The organism is Fuscovulum ytuae (assembly GCF_029953595.1).
Taxonomy (GTDB): domain Bacteria; phylum Pseudomonadota; class Alphaproteobacteria; order Rhodobacterales; family Rhodobacteraceae; genus Paragemmobacter; species Paragemmobacter ytuae.
Window position 1 is genome coordinate 68,718 of record NZ_CP124536.1, and the last position, 16,405, is coordinate 85,122.

Genomic DNA, 16,405 nt, shown 5'->3' on the forward strand with positions numbered 1-16,405 from the left:
GGTGGGCGGCGACGTCAGTGGCCCCGCGCCGGTTTCACCATCGCCGCCGTCAGGTCGCGCAAGCTCACCGTGCCGATGGGCGCGCCCGTCGACTCGGATACGACTGCTTCGTCCGCGGGATGCGCCATGACGATGCGTGCGGCATCCTCGATCGTCGTTTCCGCCGCGATCACGGGCAAATCTGCGGATACGGTCCGGGTATCCAAGGGCGACATCACGGCATCGACGTGGATGAAGCGCCCACGGTTCACTTCCTTGACGAAGTTCGCGACATAATCGTCGGCCGGTCGCAGCACGATGTCCTGACTGCTGCCCTGCTGGATCACCTCGCCATCCCGCAGAATGGCGATCTGGTCACCGAGACGGAGCGCCTCGTCGAGATCGTGGGTGATGAATACGACGGTCTTGTGCAACTCTTTCTGCAGGTCCAGCAGCATCGTCTGCATGTCGGTCCGGATCAGGGGGTCGAGGGCAGAGTAGGCCTCGTCCATCAGCAGGACGGGTGCGTCATTGGCAAGGGCACGGGCCAACCCGACCCTCTGCTGCATGCCGCCCGACAACTGGTTCGGAAACTTCTTCTCGAAGCCACCCAGACCCACGCGATCCAGCCAGCGCATGGCTGTATCCACGCTTTTTGCACGGTCGACGTTTCGCACCTCGAGGCCGTAGAGCGTGTTTTCAAGCACGTTCCGGTGGGGAAGGAGGGCGAATTTTTGGAACACCATCCCCGTCTGGATGCGGCGAAATTCTTGCAGTTCGGGCGGCGTCATCTGCACCACATCGACGCCGTCCACGAGCACTTCGCCCGCTGTCGGGTCTATCAGCCGGTTGATGTGCCGGATCAGGGTGGACTTGCCTGAGCCGGACAGACCCATGATCACCTGAATGGTGCCGGACGGAATTTCGATGTTGATGTCGCGCAGGCCCAGGATATGGCCGTGCTTCTCGTTCAGCTCCGCCTTGGACATGCCCGCCTTGACCGCATCGACATGGGCCTGCGGGTTACTGCCGAAGATCTTGTAGAGATTGCGGATGCGGATTCCGCCAAAGGCCTGGTCAGCCATGGACTACCTCACGGTGCTTCTGGAGGCGGTTGCCGTAGGCTTGGCTCACGCGGTCGAACATGATTGCGATGCCGACGATGGCAAGGCCGTTGAACACGCCAAGCGTGAAATACTGGTTCGCAATGGCCTTGAGGACCGGCTGTCCAAGGCCCTGCACTCCGATCATCGAAGCGACGACGACCATGGCCAAAGCCATCATGATGGTTTGGTTCACGCCGGCCATGATGGTCGGCAGCGCAAGGGGAAGCTGGACCTTCACCAGCTTTTGCCATGATGAACTGCCGAACGCGTCAGCCGCTTCGAGCACGTCCTTATCTACAAGGCGGATGCCCAGATCTGTCAGGCGGATCATCGGTGGGATGGCGTAGATCACAACAGAGATCAGACCGGGCACCTTGCCGATGCCCAGAAGCATGACTACTGGGATCAGATACACGAAGCTCGGCATCGTCTGCATCACGTCAAGCACCGGGTTCGCAACGCTGCGGAACCGAGCTGAGCGGGACATGAGGATTCCGAGCGGAATGCCAATGACGATCGCCAGGATGGTGCAGACAAAAATCATCGACACGGTCCGCATCGTGTCTTCCCACATGTCGAAGAAGCCGATCAGAAGAAGCGTCACCAGACAGCCCAGCACAATGCGCCAGCTTCGGCTGGCAAGCCAGGCAACGCCGAGGATCGCAAGCGTCACGATCGGCCAGGGCGTCTCGATCATCAGCTTTTCAGACTGGATCAGAAAGTATTTGAGCGGCGTGAAGAGCGTTTCTATCTCGTCCCCATAAGCGCGGGTGAAGGAGCGAAAACTTTCGTCGATCGCCTTTTTAAGCCCGCGAAGGACGTCATCGTCCAAATGCGGAAACTCGAAGAACCAGTCCATCAGATTTTCCCCAGGCCCTGCCTGCTGTTGTTTGCAGGTCGTCAATAGAAGGAAGCCCGTGGCGCAGCAGGAGCGCCACGGGCATTGATTATCAGAGCGAGGCTTTGATCTTTTCGGCGGCTTCCGGGCTAACCCACTGAGTCCAGACGTCCGGGTTCTGCTTCAGGAACTCGATCGCGCCTTCTTCACCGGTGGCCTGGTTGTCGGTCATCCACGCCATCAGTGCACCGACGGTCTGGTTGCTCCAGGCGCGTTTGTTGAGATAGTCCATCACGTCTGCCCCGGCGCGCTCCGAGAAGCTGGTCGAGACGAGGGTGTAGACTCGGTCGGTGGGCCATGCGGCCGGCTTCGGATCAGCGCAACCTTCAACCGTGATGCACTTGGACCACATGTCCGGATCCTGCTCGACACCCCAATCCAGCATGACCATCGGATATTTGCCGAGCACGGCGGTCGGAGCCCAATAAAAGCCGAGCCATGCCGACTGCGTCTCGTAGGCTTTGGCGATCGACGCGTCGAGGCCTGCGGCCGAGCCGCTATCGACCAACGTAAAGCCAGCTTCTTCCGCACCATAGGCCTTGAACAAATTGGCCGTGATAACGGTCGCGCCCCAGCCCTGCGGGCCATTATAGACCGCGCCCTTGGACTCGTCTTCCGGAGCAGGGAACAGTTCCGGATGCTTCAGGGCGTCTTGGACGGTTTTGATTTCAGGATGCGCGTCGGCGAAATATTTCGGGATCCACCAGCCGTTCACGCCGCCATCCGGCAGCACGTTCGCGGCTTGGATCAGCTTACCATCATCGACGCCTTTCTTCACGACATCGGGGAGCAGGTCGATCCACGCTTCCGGCGCGATGTCCGGTTCGCCCTTTTCAGCCATGGAGGTGATGGTCGGCACGGTGTCGCCGATGGTGATCTCTGCGTCGCAGCCGTAACCTTCCGCCAGGATGATCTTGTCAACGTTCGACAGAACCTCTGCACTCTGCCAGTTCATGCTGGCGATGGTCACTGATCCGCACTCTTGCGCACTCGCCACAGAGGCAAGGGAAACAAGGCTGAGCGAGAGACAGGAGGATGCGAGTAGCGTTTTCATTTTCGTTCCCTGTTGTTGGGCGGCACTAATGGAAGGGACGGATGCGCCGCGAACATCTGTCCCGATGGGTCAGCTGCTGTCGGTTTCGGGCAGCAGAGTGCGGAGCCGGTCACGCATTGGCGGCCTCCGGCTGATCGAGCGACACGCCGTGCCGCGAGAAAAAGCGCAGCATCTCGCGCGGCTCGGGTTCGACGCCTGTGTAGACCTCGACGTATTCGCTCATCCTGCTCATCCGCAGGGTGATCTCTTCCTTGGTCTGCATCGAGATGTAGCCGATCTGGACGAGATAGATCGTGCGGGCACGGACCGCGGCCGAACGGGGCGTTCGGCCGAAGCGTTCGAACATCGCGGTCAGTGCAGCGATGCGCGCGGTGTCGGCTTCCTGCACCTCGGCAAGAATTCTGTCTGATTGCAGCGCCCAGCTCCGGATCGCGAACTCGAACCGGGAGTCAAAGAGGGACTGGTCGAACCAACAGTCGCAGACGTTCAGGATGGCCTCTGCCAGACTGTCTGCATAGGCATTGGCGCGCTTGATGATGTTGCCGGTGTTTTTCTCGCGCCACTGTATAAGCAAGGCGTCCAGCAGTTCTTCGCGATCCTTGAAGAACCAGTAAAAGCTGGCGCGAGAGAGGTTCAGGTTCTTCGCAAGCACCTGAATCTTCACATTTTCTACCCCGCCATCCAACAGCGCGTCTCGGGCGGCCTGTAGCCAAAGCTCAGGCGATCCGCGCGCTCCAGATTCGGTTTGTGGGTCAGCTGTCATGAGGCGTCTCCTAGCAAGTTATAGACATGGGAGCAAGGATATTAGCCACAACCGGCTATTATCCAGACACCAGTGTTTGTGGGATTGACGCGGATGTCTCTTATCCGATACGTCAACCTCAATCGTGTTCTAGCCCGGAGCCACCACCGTGTCGAACGACCCGCTGCTTCAGCCCTTCAAACTCAAGCACCTGACGCTGCGGAATCGGCTGATGGTGTCGTCCCATGAGCCCGCCTATCCCGAGGACGGAATGCCGAAAGGCCGCTACCGGGCCTACCATGTGGAACGGGCCAAGGCCGGCATCGCGCTGACGATGACCGCAGGTTCCTGCGCCGTGTCCAAGGACAGCCCGCCGGTCTTCAATAACATCCTCGCCTACAAGGACGAAGTGGTGGGCTGGATGAAGCAGCTGGTCGACGAATGCCACGACCACGGCGCCGCCGTGATGATCCAGCTGACCCATCTTGGCCGCCGGACCCGCTGGGACAAGGGCGACTGGCTTCCCGTCGCCGCCCCCACCATGGAGCGTGAGCCGTCGCACCGTGCCTTTCCGAAGTTGATCGAGAAATGGGATATCGACCGGATCAAACGGGACTTCGCCGATGCGGCCGAGCGAATGAAGGCCGCGGGCGTGGACGGGATCGACTTCGAGTCCTTCGGTCACCTGCTGTCGCAGTTCTGGTCGCCGATGAGCAACCACCTGGACAATGAATATGGCGGCAGCCTGGAAAACCGCATGCGCTTCTCTCTCGAAGTGCTGGGCGCGGTGCGGGAACGTGTCGGCAAGGATTTCATCCTCGGCATCCGCTACGTCGCAGACGAGGATACGCCCGAAGGCTATGACAAGTCCGAAGGCATGGAGATCTCGAAGCGCCTGAAGGAGTCGGGCCTGATCGACTTCCTCAACGTGACCAAGGGCCATATCGAAACCGACGCGGGCTTGACGGACAACATCCCGATCATGGGCATGGCCTCGGCCCCCTTCCTCGATCTTGCCGGCGAGGTCCGCGCCGCGACCCGCTTCCCTGTCTTCCATGCGACCCGCATCCAGGATGTGGCCACCGCCCGCCATGCGGTTGCGGCAGGCAAGGTGGACATGATTGGGATGACCCGCGCCCACATGGCCGACCCGCAGATCATGCGGAAGATCCTTGAGAAGCGCGAGGATGACATCCGGCCCTGCGTCGGTGCCAACTACTGCCTCGACCGCATCTATCAGGGCGGCATGGCGCTTTGCATGCACAATGCGGCGACGGGTCGGGAAGAGACGATGCCGCACGACATCCCCAAGGCAGCGACGCGCAAAAAGGTCGTGATCGTCGGCGCGGGACCTGCCGGTCTTGAGGCTGCCCGCGTCGCAGGCGAGCGTGGCCATCAGGTCATCCTGCACGAAGCAGCGCCCGAAGCAGGCGGGCAATTGCGCCTGACGGCACAAAGCAAGCGCCGCCGCGAGATGATCGGTGTGTCCGATTGGCGCGTGGCGCAATGCGAAAAACTTGGCGTCGATATCCGCTACAACAGTTTCGCCGATGCTAACGCGATCCTTGCTGACAATCCCGACGTGGTGATCATCGCGACCGGAGGCCTGCCTCACACCGAGGTGCTGAAGTCCGGGAACGATCTGGTGACGTCCACATGGGACATCATCTCGGGCGATGTGAAGCCGGGTTCGGACGTGCTGATCTATGACGACGCGGGTGACCATGCGGGCATGCAGGCCGCCGAAGTCATTGCCGCCTCGGGGGCGAAGCTCGAGATCATGACCCGCGACCGCGCCTTCGCGCCGGAAGTGATGGCGATGAACCTTGTGCCCTACATGCGCGCGCTCCAGAAGCGGGACGTGAAGTTCACCGTCACCTACCTGCTCGAGGCTGTCCGCCAGGACGGCAACATGCTGGTCGCGTCCATCGGCAGCGACTACGGCGGGATCGCCAAGGAACAGCGGCACGACCAGATCGTCGTTAACCACGGCACGCGGCCGAATGACGATCTTTATCACCAGCTCATTCCGCATTCGGTGAACGAGGGGGCCGTTGACTACGACGATCTGATTGATGGGAAGCCGCAGGTCGTCACGACGAACCCGGCGGGGAAATTCCGACTTTTCCGGATTGGTGACGCGGTTGCCGCCCGCAACACCCACGCCGCCGTCTACGACGCGCTCCGGCTCGTCAAGGATCTCTGATTTCCCGCCTGACCCTTCGCGGGGGCAGGCCTTTCGCCCATTACGGAGAGGAGAAGCGCGATGAAGGTGCTCGTGCCTGTCAAACGGGTGATCGACTACAACGTGAAGGTCCGTGTGAAGGCGGATGGCACGGGTGTCGATCTGGCCAATGTGAAGATGTCGATGAACCCCTTTGACGAAATCGCCGTCGAAGAGGCGATCCGCCTCAAGGAAAAGGGCATCGCGACCGAGGTCGTCGTCGTTTCCATCGGCGTGAAGCAGGCGCAGGAAACGCTGCGCACCGCGCTCGCCATGGGCGCCGACCGCGCCATCCTGATCGAAGCCACCGCCGACGTCCACACCGACATTGAACCGCTCGCCGTGGCCAAGCTGCTGGCAGGCGTGGTCAAGGAAGAAGGCCCCGGCCTCGTCCTCTGCGGCAAGCAGGCCATCGACAATGACATGAACGCCACGGGCCAGATGCTTTCGGCCCTGCTCGGCTGGTCGCAGGCGACCTTCGCCTCCGAAGTCGCCATCGAGCGCGACACGGCGAAGGTCACGCGCGAGGTGGATGGCGGGCTTCAGACCATCTCGGTCAAGCTGCCGACCATCATCAGCGTCGACCTGCGCCTGAACGAGCCGCGCTATGCGTCGCTCCCGAACATCATGAAGGCCAAGACCAAGCCCTTGGCGACCAAGACCCCCGCCGATTACGGCGTGGACGTCAGCCCCCGCCTGTCGGTCGTCAAGACCGTGGAGCCTGCGGGCCGCAAGGCGGGCGTGAAGGTCGGCTCGGTGGACGAGCTGATCGCGAAACTGAAAGACGAAGCGGGAGTGATCTGAGATGGCCGTTCTTCTGCTTGCCAATGTGAATGACGGGCAACTGGCGACCGATGCGGTGGCCAAGGCGCTGAGCGCGGTGAAGGCACTGGGCGAGGTCCATGTCCTCGTCGCCGGCACCTCTGCCGCTGCTGCAGCCGAGGCTGCGAAGCTCGACGGTGCGGCCAAGGTGCTGCATGCCGATGACGCCGCCTTCGATCACGGGATGGCCGAACCCATCGCCGCGCTGATCGTGGGTCTGGCCGGTGGCTACAGCCACATCGCCGCCGCCGCGACCGCGTTCTCCAAGAACGTCCTGCCGCGCGTCGCGGCGCTCTTGGATGTGATGGTGATCTCGGACGTGACCGCCGTGGTCGATGCCGACACTTTCGAGCGGCCCATCTATGCGGGCAATGCCGTGCAGACCGTGAAGTCGGCAGATGGCAAGAAGGTCTTCACCGTCCGCACCGCCTCCTTCGCCGCGGCGGGCAGCACGGGGTCGGCCTCGGTCGAAAAGGTCGCCGCCGCCGCTGACGGGTCGCTGTCCAAGTGGGTCGAGGACAAGGTTGCCGCCTCCGACCGCCCCGAACTGACGAGCGCAGGCATCGTCGTCTCGGGTGGTCGTGGCATCGGCAGCCAGGAAAACTTCGCGATGATCGAAAAGCTGGCCGACAAGCTGGGCGCTGCCGTCGGCGCGTCCCGCGCGGCGGTGGACTCGGGCTACGCGCCGAACGATTGGCAGGTCGGCCAGACCGGCAAGGTCGTGGCACCGACGCTCTACATCGCGGTCGGCATCTCGGGCGCGATCCAGCATCTGGCGGGGATGAAGGATTCGAAGATCATCGTCGCCATCAACAAGGACGAAGAGGCCCCGATCTTCCAGGTCGCGGACTACGGGCTGGTGGGCGATCTGTTCGATGCCGTGCCGCAACTCCTCGCCAAGATCTGAGGACCCAAGATGAGAACCAAAGCCGCCGTTGCCGTCGCCCCCGGCAAGCCGTTGGAAATCATGGAAGTGAACCTCGAAGGTCCGAAGGTCGGCGAAGTTCTGGTGGAAATCAAGGCCACGGGCATCTGCCACACCGACGAATTCACCCTGTCGGGCGCCGACCCCGAAGGACTGTTCCCCGCCATCCTTGGCCATGAAGGCGCGGGCGTCGTGATCGAGGTCGGCCCCGGCGTGACCACGCTGAAACCGGGCGATCACGTCATCCCGCTTTATACGCCGGAATGCCGCCAATGCCCGTCCTGCCTGTCGCAGAAGACGAACCTCTGCACCGCGATCCGCGCGACGCAGGGGCAGGGGCTGCTGCCGGATGGCACCACGCGGTTTTCGATGCTGGATGGCACGCCGATCCATCACTACATGGGCTGCTCGACCTTTGCGAACCACACGGTCGTGCCGGAAATCGCGCTGGCGAAGATCCGCCCCGACGCGCCCTTCGACAAGGTCTGCTACATCGGCTGCGGCGTGACCACGGGCATCGGCGCGGTGATCAACACGGCCAAGGTGGAAATCGGTGCCAAGGCGGTGGTCTTCGGTCTGGGCGGGATCGGCCTGAACGTCATCCAGGGCCTGAAGCTGGCCGGTGCCGACATGATCATCGGCGTCGACATCAACAATGACAAGAAGGCGTGGGGCGAACGCTTCGGCGTGACCCACTTCGTCAACCCCAAGGAAATCGAAGGGTCCGTCGTCCAGCACATCGTCAACATGACCAAGACGCCCTTCGACCAGATCGGCGGGGCGGATTACAGCTTCGACTGCACCGGCAACGTCAAGGTGATGCGGGACGCGCTGGAATGCACCCATCGCGGCTGGGGCCAGTCGATCATCATCGGCGTCGCCCCTGCGGGCGCGGAAATCCAGACCCGCCCCTTCCAGCTTGTCACCGGCCGCGTCTGGAAAGGCACGGCCTTCGGCGGCGCGCGGGGACGGACGGACGTGCCGCAGATCGTCGACTGGTACATGGACGGCAAGATCGAGATCGACCCGATGATCACCCACACGCTGAAGCTGGAAGACATCAACAAGGGCTTCGACCTGATGCATTCGGGCGAGTCGATCCGCTCGGTCGTGGTGTTCTGAAGCCGGGAAACTATTGCTCCCCAACTGCCCCGCCTCGGCTTGCCCGGGGCGGGATTTTTTCAGGTGAACCGGTCGGGGGGGGGAGAACATGCCGGACTGGCGCGCTGATCAGCGTCCACGTTCTGGCAGCCATGGCCGCATCGGGCCATAGACGGGACACTGAAGAATAGCCGCCCCATCCAACGCGCGTCCCGGCAGCAAATTTATGCTTGGCGCGCCGCTGGTCTTTTCGGCACTGGACGCGCTGTCGCGACATCTCGAGGAAGAGAATGCACGTAAAACCAAGAGTTCGGTCGTGCTCTTGTTATAGATTGGAAGAACGGAGCGAACGTCCGCTCCCCGCACTTCGCAACCCTCACAGGCAAAGTATCTCCGCCACCCCGCGCTGCCCGCCCTGCCGAGATAGCTGCACAACCAGATCCACGCTTCCCTCGCAGTACCGCTTCACCTCCTCGAACCCCATGCCCAGCCCGGCGGCCATGACCATGATCGCCAACCGGTCAATAGCCTTTCGCGCGGTGTCGGCATGGATGGTTGTGAACGACCCGCCGTGCCCGGTGTTGATCGCTTCGAGGAAGGTCCGGCTCTCCTCCCCCCGCAGCTCGCCTAGGATAATCCGATCCGGTCTCATCCGGAGCGAAGCTTCCAGTAGCCGCGCAGGGGTGCGTTCGCCTTGGGCACTACGATCCGCCTTGAGTGCCACGGCGTTCTCCTGGCGGGGGAACAGCTCATAGGCATCCTCGATGGTCAGAATCCGCTCCTCCGGATCCACCATCGACAAGAGCGACCGCGCGAACGTCGTCTTGCCGGTGGATGTCCCGCCTGAGATCAGAATATTCATCCGACCTTCGACGCAAAGCCGCATCGCCTCAACGACCTGCCCGGCCTCGGCCAGTCTCATCGCCTCCCCTGCCCTTTCCCGACGCTTGGCATCGAGATCGACGAGGCCTCCATGCAAGAGCTTCGGCTCGATCAGCTGATCGGCGGCGACCTTGAACGGCCGGAAGGTGATCGCCATCCCGCCTTCCACGATGGGCGGTGCCACGACCTGCGCCCGTATTGCCATGTCGCCCCAGACGATCTTTCCGGAGACGGTGGGCTTCTTTTCGGAGAACTGCACGCCAACGGCAGAAGCTATTGCCTGCCCAAGGTTCTTAGACAGAACCCGATCGATAGACAGGTGCGCGACCCGCTCCATATGGGTCGCGCCTTTCCGCTCGATCCAGACCTTTCCGTCCGGGTTGATCGCCACCTCGACCAGATCGTCCCGTAAGAACAGCGGCGCAATTGGCGTCAGGTAGGTTCCGAGGAAACTCGGCCGATCATCCATCACCAGATTTCCAGATCGCGGTCGACCATGACCGTGATCGCAGCCCCTGGGGCGACAGTGATGATCGGCGGCAGGCTCGTATATGCCTCGACTGCTGAACCCATAGCTGCGCTCAGGTCCTCGCCCATGCTCTCGGCAGTGTCAGAGCTGATGTCGTCGGAGTATTTCGCGGCGGCGACGGCAGGGGCGGACCCGAGAAGGGAAATGAGCGCGGCCGACCCGAACCGCGCGCCGAAGCGAGTGTTGACCTTGCCGGTGATGCCGGAGCGACCCTGGGCGTCCCCGCCGAAGGCCTCCATCTGCACGGACTGCCCGTCCGGGGTAACGAGCCGCGTCCAGGCGACAAGGATGCGGCCCTGACCGATGGCGACGTCCGAGGAATAGTCGCCGAAGAGGCGCGAACCGGCGGGGATCAAAATCTGCGCCTGATCGAAGGACCAGACCGGTCGGGTCACGATCGCTGTGATCTGGCCAGGCAGGCTCGAGTCGACCGCATTCTCAAGCGTCGCTTCGATCAACGTGCCTTGCAGGACGGTGTTCGACGGATTGGCAATGACATGGCTCACTTCGGTGGCGGTGGCTTCTCGCCCCGACTGTACGAAATCCCGTCCCGCCGCATCTCTGCCTTCGGCGGGGGCCTCAGGCATCCCCATACCTGCATCCCCTGCCCCACCCCTCTGACCATCGTCGAAGACGACCGAAGGCGAGGCCACGCGGGCCGCCAGCTGCGCCTCGCGCTCGGCACGTTTGGTGGCCAGTTCGGCCTCCCGGGCGGCTTCTGCTGCCCCTGTGGTGTCCGCGCTTGCTTTCAGGACAGCGATCTCCTGATCGAACTGCCGCCGCATGTCCTCCATGAGGGCGAGGTTCTGGGACTGTGCCTCTTCGAGCGCGAGCGCCAGTTCCTTGGCTGTCTGATCCTTCTCGGCATCGGCCCTGTCGGCAAGATCACCCAGTTCGCGCTGCAGCCTCTCGACCTCGGACTGGAGTGTGGCGTTCCGCGCTTCGAGGTCCTCGCGCTGTGAGGCCAGTTCCCCTTCGATGTCGGAGAACCCATACCCGGCGGGTTTCGCGTCCGGGCCGGGTTCGATGGCCCCGAACGGTGAGCCGCCACCCTGATCCTGGAATTCCTCGACGGCGGAGGTTTCCACATCGGGGATGGCGCGGCTGGAGGGCCAGACCGTCCAGAGCGCGGCAAGGCTTGCACCGGCCAAGAGCGCGCCCATGCCAAGCTTTTGCTGCCGGGTCATCTTCGGCTTGGGTCGCTCGATCTTGTAGTCCGGGTCAGTGCCCTTCTGCGGATCGGTCATCTCGGAATCAGCCATGTCAGAACTCCCATCCCTGGAGCTTGGCGAGGAGGGCCGGATCGGTGGTTACGCCGCCATCCACCCGTTCGATGCAAAGCACCTGCGTGCCGATCCGGATCGAATAGGCGGAGCGCAGCCCCGAGACGCGGACGATGCTGCCGCGCGTGCCGGAGTTCAGCGTCACTTCGCGGCCCGTCGCATCGACGCCGAAGATCGAGGGCCGAAGACCAGGTGCGAACGCGAAATAGGTCGCTTGCCCGTCGTTCCAGATATGGACGGGCTTCAGGGTCTCGTCGCCCGACCAGGCATAGCCGATGTCGCGCGATCCTGCGGCAACAGTGCTGCGGGTCGCGCGGACTGTGCCGGTCTCGGGATAGCGTAGGACCAGCCGGTAGGTCGGATTGCGGGAGCGCCCCTCGCTGATCGACAGCGAGATCGTGCGCCGCCCGGTATAGATCGTCATGTTGGTCTCGGCCCCGGCGATCAGGGGTTTCACGGAAACCGTGGTCCGGTTCGAGAGCACCTCGACCTCGAAGGCTTCGCTGTCGCCAAGAAGGACCGAGTCGATCCGCTCGCCCGCGCCTAGTTCGATGGCGGTGTTCACACGCAAATGCGTGTCGAGCCGGATGACATCTACGGGGTTGTAAAGGACCGACCGGACGCGGGCATCGGCGCCCATCGATGCGGGGGCGACTTCGGCGGAGGTAACAGTCGCGCAGCCGAGGGCGCAGGCGAAGGCAAGTCCCAGGAGGAGAAAAGAACGGGTCATGGATTGGTTTCCAGGGTTTCGGCGTCGACGCGGTAGGCCGAGACGGTGAAGCCGAGCGGGTTTTCCCAGACATGGGCAAGGGAGCGTTCGGTCTTTGGCTCGAAGGCGAACTCGACCGTCGCGACGAAGGGCTGGGTCACCGGATCCTGCTTCGTCTTGCGCAGGGTTTTCAGGAAACGGATCTGGGCGACGTTTGGCGAGAGGAACGTGATCCGGCGCACCGTCACCGTGACTTCCGCACCGGGCCCATAGACATCGGGCGGATAGGCAGAATTGCCGCCGCCCTTCGACCAGAGAAGTCGCAGACTTTCCTCCGCGCCTCCTGTCGAGCGGCGCTGGACGCTTTCAAGCCGGGCCTGAATGCCCGCAAGGAAATAGCCCTCGCGATCAGAGACATAGGCCACGAGGAGGCTTTGTTTCAGCGCTTCCTGATCCTCGATCCCGGTCGGGGCGACCTGCAGGATGTTTTCGGCGTCACCGGTCTGGCGATCGACGAGGACGGTGAAGACTTGGGTTTCCCGCAAGGGCAGGACGAAGACCAGTGCGGTTGCAAGGATCAGGCTCAGCCCGCCTGCGGCACTCGCGACGATCCAGGCGCGCCGGGCCGAGAGGCGGGGCTCCAGAACGAGATCGACATCAAATCCATGCGCCTCCATGGGCGGTCCTCCACTTCTCGAATTCTGGGGCATCAGCTCTTGTCCGGTGTCCGGCTGGCGAGCCGCATTGCGGTCTGCACTGCGGACCGCCCGATCTGACCGGCGGTATTGCCGTTCAGGCGCGCGTCCGATGGACGGCGGCCACCGGCATCTAAGCCAGCCGCGCCCCGGCCTGCTCCGATTCCCGAAGCGATGCCGGTGCGTCCGTAACCCTTGACGCTGTCGGCGGTGCGGAAGGTCGAGGCTGCGACGCTGCCGAGACCTGTCGCGGTCGACGCGAGGGATTGCGCGATCGTCGGCACCATGGCCATGAGGCCGGTGCCGAGCATCATTACGACCACGAAGCTCAGGACATCGCCAATGGTCTCGACCGAGGCCAGGGAGGCCGGGGTGAGGTCCTCCGCGATGTAGATCGTGAAGGCCGCCATTCCGGACGTCAGCATGGGATAAAGAGCGAAGCCGAGGGCAAGGTTCACCCATCGGTCAAAGAGCGGGGCGGTGACCTTGAAGAGTGTGCAGGCAATCGCGACGGGTGCGAAGATGACGAGGACCCCGATCATGATTTTCGCGGCCGAGATCACGATGATCGACACGGTCGCCATGAGGGCTGCCACCAGGAACATCAGGAGGCCCGCAAGGGCACCGGTGATGTAGCTGCCGTTCTGGCTGATCGCCTGACCCACATCCAGCGCTTGCAGGTAAAGCGCATCCAGACCCTCATAAAGATTGCCTGATCCGTCTCCAAACGCGTTCATCACCACCGCGCCAATTTCGCTCGGGGCATTGGTCAGAACGCCGTAAACAGAATTGAAGTTGGTCCAGGACGATAAGAAGGCCGACGCGACTGCGATCCGCACCATCAGACCGAGCCCGTTGCGCAGTGTCATTGGCACGGCTTGTGCCATCAGGTTGATCCCGATCAGAGCCACCACTAGGACCGATCCGACCCGGAAGACCGGCACGATCTCGGCGGCCACGGCATCAAATGCAGTGGCACCAACCGCTGTTGCAGCGGCATCAACCTGGGTCAGAATGTCGGCGATGATGGCCATGGATCACTTGGCCCGGCAGCTTTGCTCGAGTTCTCGAAACCGCGCCTCGGTCGCACGCCGATCTTCATTGCGGATACCTTCCAGCGCCGGACGGTCTGCATCGGTCAGTTCCGCCGTCGACTTGCCCAACGCGGTCTTTATGAAGGCGTCGAAGGTGAAGCCCTCGAAGAGGCAAGCGCAGGAGCCTTTTTCAAGCCGCCGCGACATCGCCACGCGGAAATAGGCTTGGCGAGCCACTGCGCGGAACTTCCAATCGGTGATCCCATCGGGCAGATCGATCACCTCTTCGCAGGCAGGCCTGTCTGCGGCGGCAAAGATCCCGGTCCCGCGCCGCTGCATTTCGGTCAGGAGATCCAGCGCGGCCTCCGCATCTTGCGCGCCTACCGCTTCCCGGGTCTCTTCGATTAGCTGAACGTCGCTGAAAGTGGCGATGTCTTGCGCCGTAGCGAAGCTGGCAAAGCAGACCAGGACAGCAACCACCGCGACGTGGTGAGAAGCCCGCCGCATCATTCGGCCCCCGAATAGTCGAAGAAGCTCTTTTCCTTGGCCTGCTCTGCGGCCCAGTTCACACCCGTCTGCCCGGCAGCGAGTCCCGCAGCCGCATTCAGCCGCCACATCTGGCCGAGCATGTAGTTGGTCTCGGCGGCCATCCGGGTGTTGAGGTCGATGCTTTCCTTCAGGCCCTCCTGATTGGCGATTTCAGCCACCAAACCGTCGATCCGCGCGAGGCTTTGGGCGGCTTCCTCGTAGGAAAGCTGCGCCACGCCCATGGCCGTGGCACTCGTCGCTGCGGTCGTCGCGATGAGCTTGTCCTGCGGGTTCTCCGATGACGACAGCCCGGCGAGGGTTTCCGAGGTCAGCCCGGCCCCTTCCAGCGTGTCGCGCATATATTCGGCGGCCATCTTGTCGCCCATGGTCACGTCGCCATCGAGCAAGCTGTCCAGAAGCCCATCGAAATCCCCGATGGTCAGCGCATCCTGGAAACCGGAGAGATCGGTGATCTTGGCCGCCCGTGAGCGCAGGTCCCCCACCGAATTGTAAAGGCTCGCGATCTCGTTCAGGCCCGAGATCGACCCGAGGATGCCTTCGAGGTTGGTCAACTGCTCGAGACCGGTCTCGACCTGCTTCTTCAGCTCTTCGATCTGCGCGATCTGGTTTTCTGCATCGCGAAGTGTTGCTTGAAGCTGCTCGATGTTCTTGGCGAGGTTGGTGCCGTCGATGACGGGCACGCCTTGTGCCAGAAGAGGTGATGCCAGAAGCGATGCACAGACGGCGAGCGCGAGACGCGCCCTTGTTCGAAGGACGGCAGGTCTCACGGAGTGTACTCCCAGAAGGTGGTGTATTGCAGGGATTGTGCGGCGTCCGAGAGCCCACGGGCCGCCTCGACCTTGACGGCGCCCGCGCGCAGCCGAAGCGTCAGGGCCATGAGGCGGGCGCGCTCGGCGAGCATGTAGGTGTTCTGGTCGACCGCCTGTTTCGGGGTCTGGGGCTTGGCCTCTTTTAGGAACCCCTTGATCCGGGCCATCGCCGCCTCGATCTGCCCCGACTGCTGGCCGGAATAGCCGATGAAGGCCGAGGACATGTTGCCCCATTCGGCACTGGCACCCTCCACCCCCGCCAAAGTGCCGGTTACGTCCGCGCCAGTGATCACCGAGAGGTAGGCGTCGTAGTAGCCCGAGATCCTGCGGACGTAGTTCTGGGTTTCCTCGAAGGGTGGGATGCCACCGTATTTCTGGACGTTGCCGGGCCCTGCGTTATAGGCCGCGAGGGCGAAGTCGATCCGGCCGAAGCTGTTGAGCTGGGTCGCAAGATAGCGTGCGCCACCATCGAGGTTCTGCAGCGGATCGGTCGGATCAACGCCGAGATCGGCGGCGGTGCCGGGCATCAACTGGCAGAACCCCATGGCTCCAACCGGGCTGATCGCCGCGTTGGAAAACCCGCTTTCCTGCTTCACCAGAGACTGGAAAAGAATGCGCCAGGTCGTGGGCGTGAGCCCGACCTTCACGACGCCGGGGTGCGTCTCGTAGCGCGCCGCCGTGGCGATGATCATCGCCTCGACCGTCTCACCTTCCCCGAAGAGCCGCTGGCTTTCGGGGCTGGTCTCCTCAAGAGGATAGACTTCATCGGCAGGTGGAAAGGAGCCCGTCCCCATCTCGAAGCCGCTGAGGTCGGTCACGCCGGTCGTATCCGCGAGGAAACGCTCATAGGCCGCCAGCTGGTCGTATTCGATCTCGCTGAGCTCGGAGCGTGTGCTGAGTTTCTCACCCTGCTTCACGGCGTCTTCAGCCTGTTCGGCAAGTCGCGAGATGAAGTTCGAGAGCCGCGAGCCGTCGATGATTGGCACGCCCTGGGCCAGGAGGCCCATGGGCACGGCAGTGCCCAGGAGAAGTCCGAGAAGGAGCGGAGCGCGACGCATGCGGTG

The 16,405-nt window shown here is 62.9% G+C and carries 16 protein-coding genes; 4 read left to right on the forward strand and 12 right to left on the reverse strand.

What is annotated here, in order from left to right; genetic code table 11:
• Window positions 1-14: 14 nt before the first annotated feature.
• The 4 genes from QF092_RS18975 to QF092_RS18990 all read right to left on the reverse strand — a co-directional run bounded on the left by QF092_RS18975 (window position 15) and on the right by QF092_RS18990 (window position 3,800).
• On the reverse strand, window positions 15-1,064 hold the full coding sequence (locus QF092_RS18975; RefSeq protein ID WP_281470160.1) for a quaternary amine ABC transporter ATP-binding protein: 1,050 nt from the start codon (window positions 1,062-1,064) through the stop codon (window positions 15-17).
• The gene (locus tag QF092_RS18980; RefSeq protein ID WP_281470162.1) at window positions 1,057-1,944 is read right to left on the reverse strand and encodes an ABC transporter permease; all 888 of its coding nucleotides are present in this window, start codon (window positions 1,942-1,944) and stop codon (window positions 1,057-1,059) included. Before QF092_RS18980 ends, QF092_RS18975 begins: the two co-directional genes overlap by 8 nt.
• Before the next feature lie 91 nt (window positions 1,945-2,035).
• Window positions 2,036-3,037 (reverse strand): glycine betaine ABC transporter substrate-binding protein, encoded by a 1,002-nt coding sequence (locus QF092_RS18985; protein ID WP_281470164.1) that lies wholly within the window; start codon window positions 3,035-3,037, stop codon window positions 2,036-2,038.
• 109 nt (window positions 3,038-3,146) lie between these two features.
• Window positions 3,147-3,800: a TetR/AcrR family transcriptional regulator gene (locus tag QF092_RS18990; protein WP_281470166.1), complete on the reverse strand. Its 654-nt coding sequence runs from the start codon at window positions 3,798-3,800 to the stop codon at window positions 3,147-3,149.
• 148 nt (window positions 3,801-3,948) lie between these two features.
• Here QF092_RS18990 and QF092_RS18995 point away from each other — a divergent pair, with 148 nt between their 5' ends.
• From QF092_RS18995 to QF092_RS19010, 4 genes are read left to right on the forward strand one after another with little or no spacing between them, the layout of a single operon-like run.
• Window positions 3,949-5,985, forward strand: coding sequence for an oxidoreductase (locus QF092_RS18995; RefSeq protein ID WP_281470168.1), 2,037 nt, complete (start codon window positions 3,949-3,951; stop codon window positions 5,983-5,985).
• Window positions 5,986-6,045: 60 nt separating this feature from the next.
• Window positions 6,046-6,807: an electron transfer flavoprotein subunit beta/FixA family protein gene (locus tag QF092_RS19000; protein WP_281470170.1), complete on the forward strand. Its 762-nt coding sequence runs from the start codon at window positions 6,046-6,048 to the stop codon at window positions 6,805-6,807.
• Window position 6,808: 1 nt separating this feature from the next.
• The gene (locus QF092_RS19005) at window positions 6,809-7,732 is read left to right on the forward strand and encodes an electron transfer flavoprotein subunit alpha/FixB family protein (RefSeq protein ID WP_281470172.1); all 924 of its coding nucleotides are present in this window, start codon (window positions 6,809-6,811) and stop codon (window positions 7,730-7,732) included.
• A 9-nt stretch (window positions 7,733-7,741) separates the two neighbouring features.
• The gene (locus QF092_RS19010) at window positions 7,742-8,872 is read left to right on the forward strand and encodes an S-(hydroxymethyl)glutathione dehydrogenase/class III alcohol dehydrogenase (protein ID WP_281470174.1); all 1,131 of its coding nucleotides are present in this window, start codon (window positions 7,742-7,744) and stop codon (window positions 8,870-8,872) included.
• A 355-nt stretch (window positions 8,873-9,227) separates the two neighbouring features.
• On the opposite strand, the gene QF092_RS19015 is transcribed toward QF092_RS19010, so the two are convergent.
• Genes QF092_RS19015 through QF092_RS19050 form a run of 8 tightly spaced genes read right to left on the reverse strand, consistent with a single transcriptional unit; the run spans window position 9,228 to window position 16,348 of the window.
• Window positions 9,228-10,202: an ATPase, T2SS/T4P/T4SS family gene (locus QF092_RS19015; RefSeq protein WP_281470177.1), complete on the reverse strand. Its 975-nt coding sequence runs from the start codon at window positions 10,200-10,202 to the stop codon at window positions 9,228-9,230.
• Window positions 10,202-11,524, reverse strand: coding sequence for a TrbI/VirB10 family protein (locus QF092_RS19020; protein ID WP_281470179.1), 1,323 nt, complete (start codon window positions 11,522-11,524; stop codon window positions 10,202-10,204). Before QF092_RS19020 ends, QF092_RS19015 begins: the two co-directional genes overlap by 1 nt.
• A 1-nt stretch (window position 11,525) precedes the next feature.
• Window positions 11,526-12,275, reverse strand: coding sequence for a TrbG/VirB9 family P-type conjugative transfer protein (locus QF092_RS19025; protein ID WP_281470181.1), 750 nt, complete (start codon window positions 12,273-12,275; stop codon window positions 11,526-11,528).
• Window positions 12,272-12,931, reverse strand: coding sequence for a VirB8 family type IV secretion system protein (locus tag QF092_RS19030; RefSeq protein ID WP_281470183.1), 660 nt, complete (start codon window positions 12,929-12,931; stop codon window positions 12,272-12,274). The genes QF092_RS19025 and QF092_RS19030 overlap by 4 nt, the downstream gene beginning before the upstream one ends.
• Before the next feature lie 32 nt (window positions 12,932-12,963).
• Window positions 12,964-13,983, reverse strand: coding sequence for a TrbL/VirB6 family protein (locus QF092_RS19035; protein ID WP_281470185.1), 1,020 nt, complete (start codon window positions 13,981-13,983; stop codon window positions 12,964-12,966).
• Between the two features lie 3 nt (window positions 13,984-13,986).
• Window positions 13,987-14,493: a hypothetical protein gene (locus tag QF092_RS19040; protein WP_281470187.1), complete on the reverse strand. Its 507-nt coding sequence runs from the start codon at window positions 14,491-14,493 to the stop codon at window positions 13,987-13,989.
• Window positions 14,490-15,299 carry a type IV secretion system protein gene (locus QF092_RS19045; RefSeq protein WP_281470189.1) on the reverse strand — a complete coding sequence of 270 codons (810 nt, stop codon included), beginning with the start codon at window positions 15,297-15,299 and terminating at the stop codon, window positions 14,490-14,492. Before QF092_RS19045 ends, QF092_RS19040 begins: the two co-directional genes overlap by 4 nt.
• Window positions 15,296-16,348, reverse strand: a complete 1,053-nt coding sequence (locus QF092_RS19050) for a lytic transglycosylase domain-containing protein (protein ID WP_281470191.1) — start codon at window positions 16,346-16,348, stop codon at window positions 15,296-15,298. The genes QF092_RS19045 and QF092_RS19050 overlap by 4 nt, the downstream gene beginning before the upstream one ends.
• Window positions 16,349-16,405: the final 57 nt, after the last annotated feature.